The sequence below is a fragment of the Oceaniovalibus sp. ACAM 378 genome, from assembly GCF_008085915.1.
In the GTDB taxonomy this organism is placed as follows: Bacteria; Pseudomonadota; Alphaproteobacteria; order Rhodobacterales; family Rhodobacteraceae; genus Oceaniglobus.
On the sequence record NZ_VSJK01000023.1, the window covers coordinates 47,206 to 63,242 of the forward strand.

Genomic DNA, 16,037 nt, shown 5'->3' on the forward strand with positions numbered 1-16,037 from the left:
TTCTGCCAGATATCATGCGCCACACACTGCCCATCGCGCCGCAATTCTATGTGACGGCACCACAACCCTGCCCATATCTGGACGGGAGGATGGAACGTAAGCTGTTCACTGCCCTTCAGGGCGAACATGCGGAAAAGCTCAACGACTCCCTGTCGCAACAGGGATTCCGCCGGTCGCAGAACGTGCTGTACCGCCCCTCCTGCGCCGAGTGTTCGGCCTGTATGTCGGCCCGGGTGAACGTTGCCGCATTCCGGCCCGGGCGGACGCAAAAAAGGCTTCTCAAACGCAATGCGAATCTGAAACGCTCGGCCAATTCGGCCTGGGCCACCGAAGATCAATTCGAACTGTTCCGCCGTTATCTTGACAGCCGTCATGCGACCGGCGGTATGGCCGACATGGATATCTTTGAGTTTGCCGCGATGATCGAGGAAACTCCGATTCGCAGCCGCGTGGTCGAATATTCCCGCACCAGAGCCGACGGGCGACCAACCGAGCTTGCGGCGGTCTGCCTGACCGATGTTCTGGCCGACGGGCTGTCGATGGTTTATTCGTTTTACGACCCGGACATGCCGTCCGAAAGTCTGGGAACCCATGTCATCCTCGACCATATCAAGATCGCGCAAGACGCCGGTCTGCCCTATGTCTATCTTGGGTATTGGGTGCCCGGCAGCCCCAAGATGGGGTACAAGGCCAAGTTTACCGGGGTCGAGGTTTATGTCGGCGGGGCGTGGCAGCCGATTGGCGATCCCGATGGATACTCAAGCGAACTACACCCGCTTTCTACGGATCCAATCGCCGAACAGGTGGCGCAAATCCACTTGCCCGACAGTTGTCCGACCGGTTGATCCGGTGTCTTGACCAGACATTGCCGACATCAGGCTTGATATGGGCCCAAAATCGCCCGGTGGCCGGGATTTGGCGTTCGATTTCGACGCCCCGCTTCGATCAAAATCGCGGCAATGTCCTGCCCAGACGGCCAATGGCCTTAAACCGATGCAGAACGTCTCTAAAGTTGCCACCAATCCCGAAACTCAGCAATAAAAATACAAGATTCAGCAGTCCTGCGACATATTTTCATGCCATTCGCGGTTGACGCCCCTAAATACCAGCCGTAGTGTCGCTCCACTTGGACAGGGGCCGGTTGCATGCGCGACTATCTTGTATACGCGAAAAATTGGTGCATGGGCCGGTAACGGACACCCTCGGGGTAACCCACGCGCCCCCAGAGCACTCTCGGGGGTTTTTTTATGCGCCAATGGCTTCGCCCCGGCGCAACAGACGGAGAAAGACGATGAAGAAGTCGATGACCGGTGCGCGGATGGTGGTTCAGGCGCTGATCGATCAGGGTGTCGATGTCGTGTTCGGATATCCGGGCGGCGCGGTTCTGCCGATTTATGATGAAATTTTCCAGCAGAATCAGATCCGCCATGTTCTGGTGCGCCATGAGCAGGCCGCCGTCCATGCCGCCGAGGGCTATGCACGGTCGACGGGTAAACCCGGCGTTTGCCTTGTCACATCCGGCCCCGGAGCGACAAATGCGGTGACCGGCCTGACCGACGCGTTGATGGATTCAATTCCGATTGTCGTGCTGACCGGTCAGGTGCCGACCTTCATGATCGGCAACGACGCCTTTCAAGAGGCCGATACCGTCGGCATCACCCGCCCCTGCACGAAACACAACTGGCTGGTCAAGGAAACCGATCTGCTGTCGGGCGTGATTCACGAGGCGTTCCATGTCGCCAAATCCGGCCGCCCCGGCCCCGTTCTGGTCGATATTCCCAAGGACGTGCAGTTCGCCAACGGCACTTATACCACCAAGGACAAGGTGAATATGCGCCACTATCAGCCGCGCATGCACGGCGACGCCGAGATCATTGCTGAACTGGCCGATGCGATCGGGCGGGCCGAGCGCCCGATCCTGTACACCGGCGGCGGCGTCATCAACTCGGGCGACCGGGCCACTGAACTGCTGCGCGAACTTGCCGAACTGACCGGCTTTCCGGTGACCAGCACCCTGATGGGTCTGGGCGCCTATCCCGCCTCGGGCAAACAGTGGCTGGGCATGTTGGGGATGCACGGGCGGTATGAGGCGAATCTGGCGATGCACGGCTGCGACCTGATGATCAACATCGGTGCGCGGTTCGATGACCGGATCACCGGGCGTGTGCAAGATTTCAGCCCGGGCTCGAAAAAAGCACATATCGATATCGACCCAAGTTCGATCAACAAGGTGATCCGCGTCGACATGCCGATCATCGGGGATGTCGCCCATGTACTTGAAGCGCTGATTGCCGCGTGGAAAGCCAAGGGTGCGAAGCTGCAGCACGAAGGTCTGGCGAAGTGGTGGAAAAAGATTGACGACTGGCGGGCGATTGATTGCCTGAAGTTCACCCAAAAGGGCGCGGTGATCAAACCGCAATATGCGCTGAGCAGGCTTGAGGAACTGACCAAGGATCACGACCGCTATATCACCACCGAGGTCGGCCAGCATCAGATGTGGGCGGCGCAATACCTGAACTTCAATGACCCGAACCGCTGGATGACATCCGGCGGGCTTGGCACCATGGGATACGGTTTTCCGGCGTCGATTGGTGTGCAGATGGCCCACCCCGACGCTCTGGTCATCAATGTCGCGGGCGAGGCGTCGTGGCTGATGAACATGCAGGAAATGGGCACCGCGATGCAATTTCGGCTGCCTGTGAAACAGTTCATCATGAACAACGAACGTCTGGGCATGGTGCGCCAGTGGCAGGAATTGCTCCATGGCGAGCGGTATTCACACTCCTGGTCCGAATCCCTGCCCGATTTCGTCAAGCTGGCGGAAGCGTTTGGCGCCAAGGGTATTCGATGCTCGGATCCGGCATCGCTGGATGATGCGATCATCGAGATGCTCGAATATCCCGGACCGGTGATTTTCGACTGTCTGGTGGAAAAGCACGAAAACTGCTTTCCGATGATCCCATCGGGCGAGGCGCACAACAAGATGCTGCTGGGCGCGGCTTCGACCAAGGACGCAATCGGGACCAAGGGTGCCGTGATGGTGTGAAGGATGGAAAATTCGTTCTGTTGTGGAATATAAACAAAGGCTGGACCCGCATCACGAGCTATCTTCTTTCCCCATTCATAGCGTTCATATGGGACAGAAGAGACTCTCTATCGAACCGGCTTTCGCTCTGACATTCCTGAACTGGGCGGCTTGCTGGTCCCTCGTTTTCGGCTGCAATACCTTCGACCGGAAATCTGGATAATCGCTGCCCACCTCTTCTGATCAAGAAACGGACAACTCATGTCGGCCCTAAAAATCAAAAAAGGCACGTCGCGCCATTCTGCCTATGACCTGCGCGATCCGAATTCGACCGTCATCGAAAGCCACACTCTGGCCGTGGTCGTCGACAACGAAGCCGGTGTTCTGGCGCGGGTGATCGGGCTGTTTTCCGGGCGCGGATACAATATCGATAGCCTGACAGTGGCCGAATTCGATCATCTCGGTCATCGCTCGCGGATCACCATCGTTACCTCGGGCACTCCGTCGGTGATCGAGCAAATCAAGGCGCAGCTGGGTCGTATCATCCCGGTTCACGAGGTTCACGACCTGACGGTGGAAGGCCCCACCGTCGAGCGGGAGCTGGCGCTGTTCAAGGTCGGCGGTAAAGGCGATCAGCGGGTCGAGGCGCTGCGGCTGGCCGACATTTTTCGCGCCAATGTCGTCGACTCGACGCTGGAAAGTTTTGTGTTCGAGGTCACTGGCACGCCCGAAAAAGTCGATGCTTTCGCCGAACTGATGCGCCCCCTCGGGCTTCTCGAAGTGGCGCGGACCGGCGTAGCGGCATTGGGGCGCGGCGGCGTGGTCTGACCGGACCGCTGAAACAAGAAAGGCCGCCGGCAAAATGCCGACGGCCTTTGAACCAGTCCCGTAGGATCAGTATCTGTTCAGCATTGCCTGTGCATCGGCACCGGAAAGCTCTTCGGAGTCGAGACGACCGTCAGTGTTGGCATCGACACTGTCGAACTCAAGCTGCGGCACCTTTGGATAGACAACTTGCAGCTCTTCGAAGCTCACGAAGTTGTCCCCATCTGTGTCCATGGACCCGACACCCGGAACCGTGGTTGTCACATCGATCCGCGCGATAATCTCGTTGCCCATGGGCGTCTGCAACTCGGCGGCGCTGAGCCGGCCATCGTTGTTCTCGTCGATCTCATCAAAATCGATCTGCGTCATGGCCGGATACATTGCGGCCATTTCGGCATAGCTTTCAAAGCCGCTTGCACCTGCCTCGGCGGGCATGTTCGACTGAGCCTCTGCGCCATAACGCGACAGAATTGTCTGGGCTCCGGCGGTTTCCAGCTCGGCGGCACTGAGACGGTTGTCGCGGTTTGCGTCAATCTCGTCGAAGAACGACGCGTCGAACTCGGGGAATGCTGTCATCAATTCGGTCTTGGAAACAAAATTGTCTCCGTCCGTGTCAAGCATCCCAATGTCGGTTGCGGCGAAAAGAGCAGTGGCGGAAAGCGCGGTGGCGGCGGCGGTGATTGCGATGCGTTTCATAAATAAACTCCTCGATCGTTCAGGTGGCGCGTCATTGCGCCGTTGGATTAACAATGCGCTGCCGGTCGCTTCGTTCCTTTTTGTTTTGTTCACAGAATCGTGTGGTCGCAATCTGGTGATCTCTTGACGTGAGCCGTGAACAACGGGTTGACCCCGCCCCACAAGGGACGCGAGGCCACCGTTATCAACCGATTAACCGATGTCAGGATGATCGAGATCAGACAGGACTGCATGCGTTTGAGAGCGCGCCATCCTTATCGCTGCGCAGTGCGCCAAGCGGGGTTGATCCAGGGTTCGGTGATTTCAGGCGACAGTGGCGTGCGGCCAAGAATGTGATCCGCCGCCTTTTCGCCCACCATGATCGACGGCGCATTCAGGTTCCCGTTGGTTATCTGGGGGAACACCGAACTGTCGGCAAGACGCAGGTTGTCAACGCCGATCACCCGGCACTGCGGATCGACCACCGCGCCCGGATCGTCCGCTCTTCCCATCCGGCAGGTGCCGCAGGGGTGAAAGGCGCTTTCCACATGATCGCGGATCGCAGCGTTCAGTTCCTCGTCGGTTTCGACCTGCGCGCCCGGTTGGATTTCGTGACCCGCAAAGGGGGCAAAGGCCGGCTGGGCAAAGATCTCACGGGTCAGCCGAATGCAGGTTCGGAACTCGGCCCAATCTTCGGGATGCGACATATAGTTGAAGCGGATCGCGGGGGGCACCATCGGATCGGCACTGTTCAGGGTCACCGCCCCGCGGGCGCGTGACCGCATCGGCCCAACATGCGCCTGAAATCCGTGCCCCCCCGCCGCCACCTGACCGTCATACCGGACGGCGAGCGGCAGGAAATGATACTGTATGTCCGGATACTCGATACCCGCAGCCGAGCGGATGAACCCTGCGCTTTCAAACTGATTGCTGGCCCCCGGTCCGGTGCCGTTGAACAACCAGCGCGCGCCGACATAGGCTTTTCCCGGCAGGTTCCAATAGCGAAACAGCGAAACCGGCTGGATCGCGGACATCTGAACATAGATCTCCAGATGATCCTGAAGGTTCTGACCAACGCCCGAACGGTCCGCAATCACATCGATTCCGTGGTTCTCCAGATGGGTGGCCGGGCCGATGCCCGACAGCATCAAGAGCTTTGGCGAATTGATGGATGATGCCGCGACGATCACCTCGGCCGTTGCAGAGATGGTCTTTAGCCGCCCGCGCCGGGCAATTTCGACCCCCGTGGCGCGGTTGTTCTCGATCACGATGCGGCGGGCGAAACCATGGATCATGGTGCAGTTGCGGCGTTTCAGGGCGGGTCTCAGATAGGCATTGGCCGCCGACCAGCGCCGCCCACGCCAGATCGTCGCTTCCATCGGGCCAAAGCCCTCTTGTTGCGGACCATTATAATCACCGGTCACCGGGTAACCGGCCTGATGTCCGGCCTCGACAAAGGCCCGGGTCAGAAGATTGTCGCGCGCGCCCCGCGACACATGCAGCGGACCGTCCGAGCCGCGCCATGCCGGATCGCCGCCATGGCCACCATCGTGCCACGTCTCCATCCGTTTGAAATAGGGCAGGACATCGGCAAAGCTCCAGCCCGTCGCGCCCATATCGGCCCAGGTGTCGAAATCACGGGCATGGCCGCGCACGTAAACCATGCCGTTGATACTGCTGGAACCGCCGATCACCTTGCCACGCGGGGTCGCGATGCGACGATTGTTCAAATGTAGTTCTGGTTCAGAGCGAAAGCCCCAGTCATAACGCGGCATGTTCATGGGAAAGGACAGAGCACCGGGCATCTGGATGAACGGCCCCGCATCGCTGCCGCCATGTTCGATAACTATGACGGATTTGCCAGCCTCGGCCAACCGGTATGCGATGGCACATCCGGCGCTGCCGGCACCTATAATGACATAATCGGCCCGCATCGTGTCTGAGCGCAGGGTGCCCATCGGAACGCTCATCGGTCCTGACGTCCCTCTTCGCGAAGCGGGCCCGCAAGGGACCAAGGAGCGTCGGCCGGACGCTCAGTCAAAACGGTGCCTCGACCCGGCCCATGGCGACATAGACGGATTTCAGTTGTGAATAGTGGTCGATCGCCGCTTTTGAATTCTCGCGCCCCACCCCCGACAGTTTCGTTCCTCCGAACGGCGCCTCGACCGGGGCCAGGTTATAGGTATTGATATAGCACGTCCCCGCCTGAAACGCTGCCGCCACCCGGTGCGCCCGGGTCAGATCGCGGGTGAATACTCCGGCGGCCAACCCATAGGGCGTGGCATTGGCGCGGCGCACCGCCTCGGCTTCGGTGGCGAATTCCAGCACCGACAGGACCGGCCCAAAAATCTCTTCGCGTGCGATGGTCATCTCGTCGGTCACGCCAGCAAACACCGTGGGTTGCACGAAATACCCCGGCCGATCCGCGCGCCCACCACCGGCGATCAGCCGCGCGCCCTCGGTCTTGCCCTGAGCGATAAAGCCCAGAACGATCTCCATCTGCCGTTCGCTGACCATCGGACCAAAGTTCACAGAAGGGTCCAGCGGATCCCCCATGACCACGCCTTTCAACCGCTCGGCCAGCCGGTCAAGAAACGCCGCGCGGATTCCCGATTGCACAAACACCCGCGCGCCGTTGGAACAGACCTGCCCTGAGGAATAGAAGTTCCCAAGGATCGCGCCCGACACCGCGTCTTCAAGATCGGCATCGTCAAAGACCAGCAACGGCGACTTGCCGCCAAGCTCCAGCGTGACGTGCTTCATCCCTTCGGCGGCCAATGATGCCACCCGCCGCCCGGTTGCCACCGATCCGGTCAGCGACACTTTGGCGACCCGCGGATCACCAACCAGCGCGGCCCCGACATCGCCGCGCCCCTGCACCACGTTGAACACCCCGGGGGGCGCACCCGCCTCGGTCAGGATTTCGGCCACCTTCAGCGCGCCAAGCGGTGTCGTCTCGGAGGGTTTGAACACCATCGTATTGCCGCAGGCCAGCGCCGGTGCCGCCTTCCAGCAGGCGATCTGGGTCGGATAGTTCCACGCCCCGATCCCAACGCAGACCCCCAGCGGTTCGCGCCTTGTATAGACCCAATCCTGACCCAGCTGGATATGTTCGCCAGTCAGTGAACCGGCCAGCCCGCCAAAATATTCCAGAGCATCCGCCGCCGAAGTGGCATCAGCGACCGAAGTTTCGGAATAGGGCTTGCCCGTATCCAGCGTTTCCAGAACCGAAAGATCGTGATTTCGCGCACGCATCAGATCAGCAGCCCGGCGCAGGATGCGGCCACGTTCGGTGCCGGTCATTGCCGCCCAATCAGCCCCGGCCCGGACGGCAGCAGCCAGCGCTTGTTCGATAATGGCAGGTGTTGCAGCATGAACACTGGCAATTTTTTCGCCAGTTGCCGGATAAATGCAATCGATCTGAGCGCCACAGGTATCTTCGGCGGGGGCGCCATCGATAAAATGGCTTGCGGCGGGCTGGGCTGATGGTGTCATTTTTTGAGTATTTTCTTCAAGGAGAAACCGGGGGTCGGTCGATTTTCGGCACCCTTGCGGTGCTCTCAACCGTATTCAGGTCCATGTGGTTGCGCATGTATCGGTTCGCGGCGGTCTGAACAGGCTGATGGTCCCAGGCGGTATAGGTGCCTTGGCGCAGCGCCTCGTAAACCAACCGGCGGCGGGTCTGGCTGGCACGGACCGCGGCGTCGAAACGCTCAAGATCCCAGCGGGTGGCGGCCATGCGGCGAAATCGCTCAAGCGTTGCAGCATGGGTCGGGTTGTCCGCCAGGTTGGTCAATTCGTCCGGGTCGGTTTCGAGATCGAACAGTTGTTCCGGATCGATGGTGCATTTGATGTATTTCCATCGCCCGTCGCGCAGGGCAACCAGCGGCGAATGTGAACCTTCAGCGGCATATTCCATCGCGACGGGTTCGGTGCGCGCCACACCCCGGGCCAGCGGCAGCAACGACTGACCTTCAGTCCATGGGGTCACCCCCGCCAGATCGATTTGCGCGAGGTCGCAGAGCGTCGGACAGATATCGAGCAGTGAGACTGGCGTGTCGATCCGCGCGGGGGCCAATCCCGGTGCGGCGATCATCAGCGGCACCCGGGCCGATCCTTCGCGAAACGTCATCTTGAACCACAAACCGCGCTCGCCCAGCATATCGCCGTGATCCGCCACGAACAGGATCGCGGCGTCTTGCCCGGTGCCTTCAAGCGCCGCCAGCACCTGCCCGACCTTGTCGTCGAGATAGGAGAGATTCGCGAAATAGGCGCGGCGTGACCGTCTGATGTCATCCTCTGAAATGTCGTATTTATGCCAGTCGTTGGCGTCGAGGATCCGCTTTGAATGGGGGTCATGGTCAGAATAGTCCAACGCAGGCACCCGGGGCAGAAGGTGTTCGCAATCCTCGTACAGGTCCCAGTATTTCTGCCGCGCCACATAGGGATCGTGCGGATGGGTGAAACTGACCGTCAGGCTCCATGGGCGCGGGTCTTTGGCGCGACCGAGGTCGTGGATCTTTTGCGTGGCGTGATGGGCCACCTCGTCGTCGTATTCCAACTGGTTGGTGATTTCGGCCACCCCCGCGCCGGTGACCGAGGCCATGTTGTGATACCACCAGTCGATCCGTTCACCGGGTTTGCAATAATCGGGCGTCCATCCGAAATCGGCGGGATAGATGTCGGTCGTTAGACGCTCTTCGTAACCGTGCAACTGATCGGGACCAACAAAGTGCATCTTGCCCGCCAGACAGGTCTGATACCCTGCACCTCGCAGATGATGGGCGAAAGTCGGCATGTCGCTGGGAAAGGCCGCCGCGTTGTCATAACCCCCCGTGGCCGAAGGCAGCAGCCCCGTCATGAAGGATGCACGTGACGGCCCGCACAGGGGTGAGGCGCAATAGGCGTTGGAGAATCGAACTGATCGCGCCGCCAGCCGTTTCAGGTTCGGCGCATGCAACCAGTCTGCCGGGCCATCCTCGAACAATGTGCCGGTCAGCTGATCGACCATGAAGATCAGGATGTTGGGCGGCGTTTCTTTGGCAAGGACATCTGCACCCGGGGTCATTTCGGACCCAACATACGATCTAGAACATCCAGAACGGTATCCGCGGCGTCTTTTCCCGTGGCCCCCTGCCCCAGTGCCGCGCGGATATACAGCCCGTCGATCAACGCGCCGATCAGATCGGCCAGCGGAGCCGGATCATCGGTCAGCGCGCGCAACTCGTGCATCAGGTTCGAGCGCAACCGCCGCTGATACACATGCAACAGGCGTTCGGCATCGGGCACCGTCTGAGCCTGGACATAGAAAGTCAGCCATGCGCCGATCACCTCGGCCCGGAAATTACCGGGCTCGAAACTGGCGCGCACAATCCGTTCCAACCGTTCGCGCGGGTCGACAGATCCGACAAGCGCACCACGCACCGAGGCACTGTATAGCGTCAGGATATGGCGCATCGCCGCCAGAAATATCCTGTCCTTACCGCCGAAATAGTGATGCGCCAATGCCGTGGACATGCCCGCGCGGCGTGCGATCTGCGCCACCGTCACGCCCAGCGAACCGGTGCGCCCGATCTCTGAGATCGTCGCTTTAACCAGCGCGTCGCGCCTGATAGGCTCCATTCCAAGCTTCGGCATCGGGGCTCCATTCGAATGCTACAAAGGCTAGTTGGTTTTTGACTGACGCGTCAATCAATTATAAACGGGAGATCCTCATGCTTCTCAGATCCGCCATTTCCGCCCTTGCATTGGCCGCCACCGCCGGTACGGCGCTGGCCGACTGCGACACTGTCAGATTTGCCGATGTGGGCTGGACCGACATCACCGCGACCACTGCCGCGACGACCGTGGTTCTTGAGGCGCTGGGATACGACACCGACACCAAGGTGCTGAGCGTTCCGGTCACCTATACTTCGATGGCGCAGGGGGACATCGATGTTTTCCTTGGCAACTGGATGCCGACGATGGAGGCCGATATCGCCCCCTATCGCGAGGAGGGCACCGTCGAAACCCTGCGCGCCAACCTTGAGGGCGCGAAATACACGCTGGCGGTGAACAAGGCGGCGGCCGATCTGGGTATCGTCGGGTTTGCCGACATCGCCGCCCACAAGGAGGCGCTGGACGGCAAAATTTACGGGATCGAACCGGGCAACGACGGCAACCGCCTGATCATCGACATGATCAAGGGCGGCGCGTTCGATCTGTCTGGTTTCGAGGTTGCGGAAAGCTCGGAACAGGGGATGCTGGCACAGGTCGCCCGTGCCACTCGCCGCGACGAACCTGTCGTGTTTCTGGGATGGGAGCCGCATCCGATGAACGCCGCGTTGGAAATGGAATACCTGACTGGCGGCGACGATTTCTTCGGCCCCAATCTGGGCGGTGCAACCGTTTACACCAATGTCACCGCAGGGTTCACCGACACCTGTCCCAATGTTGGCGCGCTGCTGAACAACCTTGTCTTCAGCCTTGAGATGGAGAACGCGATCATGGGCGGCATCCTGAACGACGGCAAGGCGCCGCGCGATGCCGCGACCGAGTGGCTGACGGCAAATGCGGACGTTCTGGCCGACTGGCTGGATGGCGTCACCACCAAGGATGGCGCACCCGGCGAAGCCGCTGTGCGCACCGAACTGGGGCTGTAGTCTGCTGATGACACAACACTCAAACGTCGCCCGGATCGCCGGACAGATGGCCGGGGCGGGCAGGATCCGCACCCGCGCCATGTTCGGCCAATACGGAGTATATTGCGACGACACGTTCATCGGCGTCATCTGCAACGACCGGTTGTTCGTGAAGGTCACCAAGGCCGGGCGCACATCCGCGCCCGATCTGCCACTAGAACCGGCCTATGATGGCGCAAAGCCCAGCCTTGCCATCCCCGAGGACCGGATCGAAGACGGCGAGTGGCTGTCGCGGCTAATCCGCACCACGACCGATGCATTGGCCAAGCCAGCGAAACGCTGAATGCGGGTTTTTGTCGCTCTGGACCTGCCCGATGACGTGGCTGATGGCTTGGATGCGCTTGCCGGACGGTTGCACACCGGGCGGCACGTCGCGTCAGACGACATGCATCTGACGCTGGCGTTCATCGAGGACGCCCCGCTCCACGCTCTGGAAGAGTTGCACATGCGACTTGAGATGACGACCCGCCCGCTGCCGCAGTTGACACTTCGCGGTGTCGACGTGTTCGGCAGTGAACATCCCCGGTCGGTCCATGTGCGGGTGGAGGGCGGCGCGGCTTTGAGCGACCTTCAGTCCGCCGTCACCCGCCACGTGAGGAGGGCCGGCATCGCCCTGCCCCGCCGCCGGTTCGTGCCCCATGTGACGCTGGCCCGGTTTGCAGCACGTATGGCCCCCGACGATACGGCCCGCGTCGGGCGGTTCCTGTCCGCCCATGGCGACTGGACATGGCCCGCCTTCACCGCCCCGTCCCTGTCGCTGTATCAATCCACGCTGAGTGCTGACGGACCGCGATACGACCTTCTGGAACGGTATGGGGCGCTGGAGCTTTGATCATCAGATACCGCCACCTGCGCAGAAGCGATCACTAAAATCGCCCGCGCAGAGACAGAGTGCCGGAATTCCGTGCCCACTCATGGCAAGCCACATAGGCACGGTTTACCCGCAAATCCTGAACGATCACCTAACCCAGATCGAAACCCATGGCTGCGCCGTCACTCGGCCCCCAGACGCACCTCTTCCAGCGGATAGGCAAGACTGTCGCGGTAATCCCAGCCAAGGTGGCAATCGGCACAGAAACTCTGCGAGATCTTCATCACCTTGCCGTTGGGTTGCAGCGCGTCATAGCGCCAGTTGCCCGCATCGGGGGCACCGCCCTCGTCCAGTTTGGTCATGATGAACAGCGGCCCGATCTTTGCCTTGCCGTCTTTCAGCGCGAAACTTTCCTTGGCCAGCACCGATCCGACCGGCATCGGTCCGCGTTCTTCGTCGAACTTCAGATATTCCGGCGCGGCGATATCATTGGCAAAGGTCTGAAGAAACCTTTCGTCATGGGCGCCGGCCACGGCAGGTCTTGTGGAAGAGACGGTCCAATCGCGATAGGCCACGCCCACGGCATCGCCTTCGGCTGCATAGCTCTGTGCCATCTGGCGCTCGATACAGGCATAAAGCGCGTTGACCGCCGCTTCGTCCAGGTCATAGGCGTCGCCTACGGCCGTGCAGTCCTGTGCGGCGGCACCGGTGGCCAGTCCCGCCGCAAGGCAGGTCAGCGCAGCGAAAAGGGTCGAATTGTTCATCATGTCTCTCCCAATGTGTCTGATACCTGCGTAAACTGTCGCGAGGAAAAAACACCTGACGATTTCGCACAATGACGTGACGGCCTGAAACACAGCACCGTCCCGCACACACCCCTTTCCATTCCGCCTCCCGCCCGCCATGTTGTGCTCCGACACGGGAGGGTGCGCATGAACTGGCTGACGGACAGAAAGATTCCGGTGGGCGATACGGCGCGTCTTTTGTTCGATTGGTTGCAGGACAACGGCGCGTGGTTCTTTGATGGGCTGTCCGATGTTCTGGAGGCCGGAATCGACGGCATCCTGTGGGCATTTCAGACGCCGCCCGCCCTGTTGATCGTTGCGCTGTTCGTCACGCTGACATGGGTGCTGCAACGGGATTGGAAAACCTGCCTGCTGGTGGCGCTGGGTTTCCTGTTCATCCTCAATCAGGGGTACTGGGAAGAAACAACCGAAAGCCTGACGCTGGTCCTGTCAGCCTGTGTGGTCTGCATGGGCGTGGGCGTGCCGATCGGTATAGCCGCCGCACACCGGCCCCGGCTTTATGCCGGAATGCGCCCGGTGCTCGATCTGATGCAGACCCTGCCGACCTTCGTCTATCTGATCCCGGCCATCGTGTTTTTCGGCATCGGCATGGTGCCGGGGCTGCTGGCGACGGTGGTGTTCGTGCTGCCCGCGCCGATCCGGCTGACCTATCTCGGAGTGGTGTCGACGCCGAAACCGCTGACCGAGGCGGCGCAGGCCTTCGGTGCCACCCCGCGACAACTGCTGTGGAAGGTTGAACTGCCCTCGGCCCTGCCGCAGATCATGGCAGGGCTGAACCAGACGATCATGCTGTCCCTGTCGATGGTGGTGATCGCGGCGCTGGTCGGGGCGGACGGGCTGGGTGTGCCTGTGGTGCGCGCGCTGAATCAGGTAAACGCCGCGCTGGGGTTCGAGAGCGGCTTTGTCATCGTCGTCGTCGCGATCATGCTGGACCGGATGCTGAAGGTGCGCAGCCGATGACCCCCGCGATTGTTTTCGACCGGGTCAGCATCGTCTTTGGCGACCGGCCCGAACAGGCGTTGCCGTTGATGGACGCCGGGATGGAGCGCGGCGAAATACAGGCGCAGACCGGTCAGATCCTTGGCGTGCACGACTGCTCGCTTACCGTGAACACGGGCGAGATCCTTGTGCTGATGGGGCTCTCGGGGTCAGGCAAATCGACCCTGCTGCGGGCGGTAAACGGGCTGAACACCGTCTGCCGGGGCGATGTGACCCTGCGCCACGGCGGCACGATGACATCTGTCACAAACGCCGATGCAAAGACCCTGCGCGCCCTGCGCCTGTCGTCGGTCGGCATGGTGTTTCAACAGTTCGGGCTGCTGCCCTGGCGTTCGGTGCGCGACAATGTCGGGCTGGGACTGGAGCTGGGTGGGATGCCGCCCGCCGAACGGCACGAAAGGGTTGATGCGCAACTGGAGCTGGTCGGCCTGTCCGACTGGGCCGATCGCAAGGTGGGTGAGCTTTCGGGCGGTATGCAGCAGCGCGTCGGTCTGGCCCGCGCCTTTGCAACCGAAGCGCCGATCCTGCTGATGGACGAACCTTTCTCGGCGCTGGACCCGCTGATCCGCACGCGGCTGCAAGACGAACTCCTCGAGCTTCAGGAAAAGCTTCACCGCACGATCCTGTTCGTCAGTCACGATCTGGACGAGGCGTTCAAGCTGGGCAACCGCATTGCCATCATGGAGGGCGGGCGGATCGTGCAATCTGGCACCCCGCGCGACATCTATGACTCGCCGTCGAGCGATTATGTCGCCGAATTCGTCGCCCATATGAACCCGCTTGGCGTGCTGACCGCGCAGGATGTCATGGGCCCGCTGACCGCCGCGACCCCGCGCTGCGTCCCCCCCGACACACCGATCGCCGAACTGCTGCCCGCCCTTGCCGGCGATCCCGGCGACATCACAGTCACCGGCCCCGAAGGCGCGCTTGGCACCATCACCCCCGCCAGCCTAATGGCCCGCCTCACCCCGAACGCCTGACCCATGGTGTTTTGCGCGACGTGGGAACAGGCAGCCGTAGGCAACATCGCCCTTGCAGTGGATGGGGAAAGCGGAGTCCGGAAGGCGCCGTCGTCAGCGTCCTTGGCTTTTGGTCGCGGCGGACCCTCAACTACTCGGATAGATTTGTTTTGACATTATGCATCGCAGCAAGCCGCAAAGCGCAGCGATGCGGGCAATGCACCAAGTCACCGCGCTTACGCTAACGACAGGATTTCTGATGCGCGCGCCAACGTCGTGGGAAATTAAATGCCAAAAGCGGTCGTTTTTGGAAACCCATTTAGGCATCAGCCTGAGGCGGGATATTCCGGATCCGGAATGGCAGCTAAGGTTGTGCAACCAGCGCGGCCGCAATGTTTCCAAGCGAAGTGTTGAAAAAGCGATCTCGGTGCAGTAATTCGCCATTCACGATGTAGAGATTTTTTACTTCGTAAAACTGATAATCCCCGTCTTTTTCAGGAATGCGAACTCGGCTGACGGTCCCCGTTCTGGCAGCATCCTCGTTGCTCACGTCAAAAAGCTTGAAGTAATCCGCATTAGCGGTCACCGCAACTTGCCTTAAGATAGCATGCACGTCTTCTTCTTCGGTGATACGCTCATCTACAAAATAACAGCCGGCTTCCAGCCCGCCAACCGTGATGGTCGTGCCAGCAGCAATGAGCAACGTGATCGGCGCAGTAAGAACAACAAGCACACTCGCCGCAAATCCACTGCCTCCGATGATACCTATGGTCCCAGCTCCCGAAGCCCCTGCAAGCGTCGAACCCAACATCAACCCGCCGGCTGCGTGTGGGAAGAAGTAAAGCCCCCCCAAAGCCATGGTAGCGGGGCCAACGGATGCCCCAGCGCCACCTGCTGTGACAGCCGCAGTCGCAGCTGTGGGACTGACCAGCTGGCTGAGCCGATAGTCACAAACCCCAGAAAATGCGCTCGTAACCCAGACAAGCGAAAGGACCGCACTAAGACTTAAACTTCTGATCACTGGCCCAGCCTCTCTAAAATAACATTCCCCAGATTCTTCGTCTTAGGAGGCCAGCAGATCAAGCTTTTTATCTCGCTGCGCAGGGTGCGCGCGTCGGCTATGGCCTCGAGCACTAAATCGCTCCGCGATAGGGCGCTTGTTTCTGCCTATGTGCTGAGCTGGGATTTGTTTCGCGTTTTGTGATGTTGGGTGTGTGCTGTTGATCGAGGTGATTTTGCCTCGATTGACAGAGGACA

General features: G+C 60.6%; 15 protein-coding genes. 8 read left to right on the top strand and 7 right to left on the bottom strand.

From position 1 onward, the window contains the following. Window positions 1-14: 14 nt before the first annotated feature. From FQ320_RS22125 to ilvN, 3 genes are all read left to right on the top strand, one after another. Window positions 15-845 (top strand): arginyltransferase, encoded by an 831-nt coding sequence (locus FQ320_RS22125; RefSeq protein WP_148475476.1) that lies wholly within the window; start codon window positions 15-17, stop codon window positions 843-845. A 446-nt stretch (window positions 846-1,291) separates the two neighbouring features. Further along, window positions 1,292-3,046, top strand: coding sequence for an acetolactate synthase 3 large subunit (locus FQ320_RS22130; protein ID WP_148475477.1), 1,755 nt, complete (start codon window positions 1,292-1,294; stop codon window positions 3,044-3,046). 240 nt (window positions 3,047-3,286) lie between these two features. Then, window positions 3,287-3,853 (top strand): acetolactate synthase small subunit, encoded by a 567-nt coding sequence (gene ilvN, locus FQ320_RS22135; RefSeq protein WP_148475478.1) that lies wholly within the window; start codon window positions 3,287-3,289, stop codon window positions 3,851-3,853. Between the two features lie 66 nt (window positions 3,854-3,919). On the opposite strand, the gene FQ320_RS22140 is transcribed toward ilvN, so the two are convergent. The 5 genes from FQ320_RS22140 to betI form a co-directional block, all read right to left on the bottom strand. Further along, window positions 3,920-4,546 carry a hypothetical protein gene (locus FQ320_RS22140; protein ID WP_148475479.1) on the bottom strand — a complete coding sequence of 209 codons (627 nt, stop codon included), beginning with the start codon at window positions 4,544-4,546 and terminating at the stop codon, window positions 3,920-3,922. Window positions 4,547-4,800: 254 nt separating this feature from the next. Continuing rightward, window positions 4,801-6,459: a choline dehydrogenase gene (betA, locus tag FQ320_RS22145; protein WP_148475492.1), complete on the bottom strand. Its 1,659-nt coding sequence runs from the start codon at window positions 6,457-6,459 to the stop codon at window positions 4,801-4,803. A gap of 103 nt (window positions 6,460-6,562) precedes the next feature. Continuing rightward, a complete protein-coding gene (gene betB, locus FQ320_RS22150) occupies window positions 6,563-8,020 on the bottom strand; it encodes a betaine-aldehyde dehydrogenase (RefSeq protein ID WP_148475480.1) in 1,458 nt (485 codons plus the stop codon). A 16-nt stretch (window positions 8,021-8,036) separates the two neighbouring features. Continuing rightward, window positions 8,037-9,593, bottom strand: a complete 1,557-nt coding sequence (gene betC, locus FQ320_RS22155; RefSeq protein ID WP_148475481.1) for a choline-sulfatase — start codon at window positions 9,591-9,593, stop codon at window positions 8,037-8,039. Then, entirely contained in the window at window positions 9,590-10,162 is a 573-nt protein-coding gene (gene betI / locus FQ320_RS22160; protein WP_148475482.1) for a transcriptional regulator BetI, read from the bottom strand. Before betI ends, betC begins: the two co-directional genes overlap by 4 nt. 77 nt (window positions 10,163-10,239) lie before the next feature. Here betI and choX point away from each other — a divergent pair, with 77 nt between their 5' ends. The 3 genes from choX to thpR are packed head-to-tail and all read left to right on the top strand — an operon-like array spanning window position 10,240 to window position 12,037. After that, window positions 10,240-11,166: a choline ABC transporter substrate-binding protein gene (gene choX, locus FQ320_RS22165; RefSeq protein WP_148475483.1), complete on the top strand. Its 927-nt coding sequence runs from the start codon at window positions 10,240-10,242 to the stop codon at window positions 11,164-11,166. Between the two features lie 7 nt (window positions 11,167-11,173). Next, the gene (locus FQ320_RS22170) at window positions 11,174-11,488 is read left to right on the top strand and encodes a TfoX/Sxy family protein (protein ID WP_148475484.1); all 315 of its coding nucleotides are present in this window, start codon (window positions 11,174-11,176) and stop codon (window positions 11,486-11,488) included. Then, on the top strand, window positions 11,489-12,037 hold the full coding sequence (gene thpR, locus FQ320_RS22175; protein ID WP_148475485.1) for an RNA 2',3'-cyclic phosphodiesterase: 549 nt from the start codon (window positions 11,489-11,491) through the stop codon (window positions 12,035-12,037). A gap of 161 nt (window positions 12,038-12,198) precedes the next feature. On the opposite strand, the gene FQ320_RS22180 is transcribed toward thpR, so the two are convergent. Then, window positions 12,199-12,780 (bottom strand): cytochrome P460 family protein, encoded by a 582-nt coding sequence (locus FQ320_RS22180; RefSeq protein WP_148475486.1) that lies wholly within the window; start codon window positions 12,778-12,780, stop codon window positions 12,199-12,201. Between the two features lie 168 nt (window positions 12,781-12,948). Between FQ320_RS22180 and choW the strand changes: the two genes are divergently transcribed. Next, on the top strand, window positions 12,949-13,782 hold the full coding sequence (gene choW, locus FQ320_RS22185; protein WP_148475487.1) for a choline ABC transporter permease subunit: 834 nt from the start codon (window positions 12,949-12,951) through the stop codon (window positions 13,780-13,782). After that, a complete protein-coding gene (gene choV, locus FQ320_RS22190; RefSeq protein ID WP_148475488.1) occupies window positions 13,779-14,801 on the top strand; it encodes a choline ABC transporter ATP-binding protein in 1,023 nt (340 codons plus the stop codon). Before choW ends, choV begins: the two co-directional genes overlap by 4 nt. 343 nt (window positions 14,802-15,144) lie before the next feature. On the opposite strand, the gene FQ320_RS22195 is transcribed toward choV, so the two are convergent. Further along, entirely contained in the window at window positions 15,145-15,591 is a 447-nt protein-coding gene (locus FQ320_RS22195; protein WP_148475489.1) for a hypothetical protein, read from the bottom strand. Window positions 15,592-16,037: the final 446 nt, after the last annotated feature.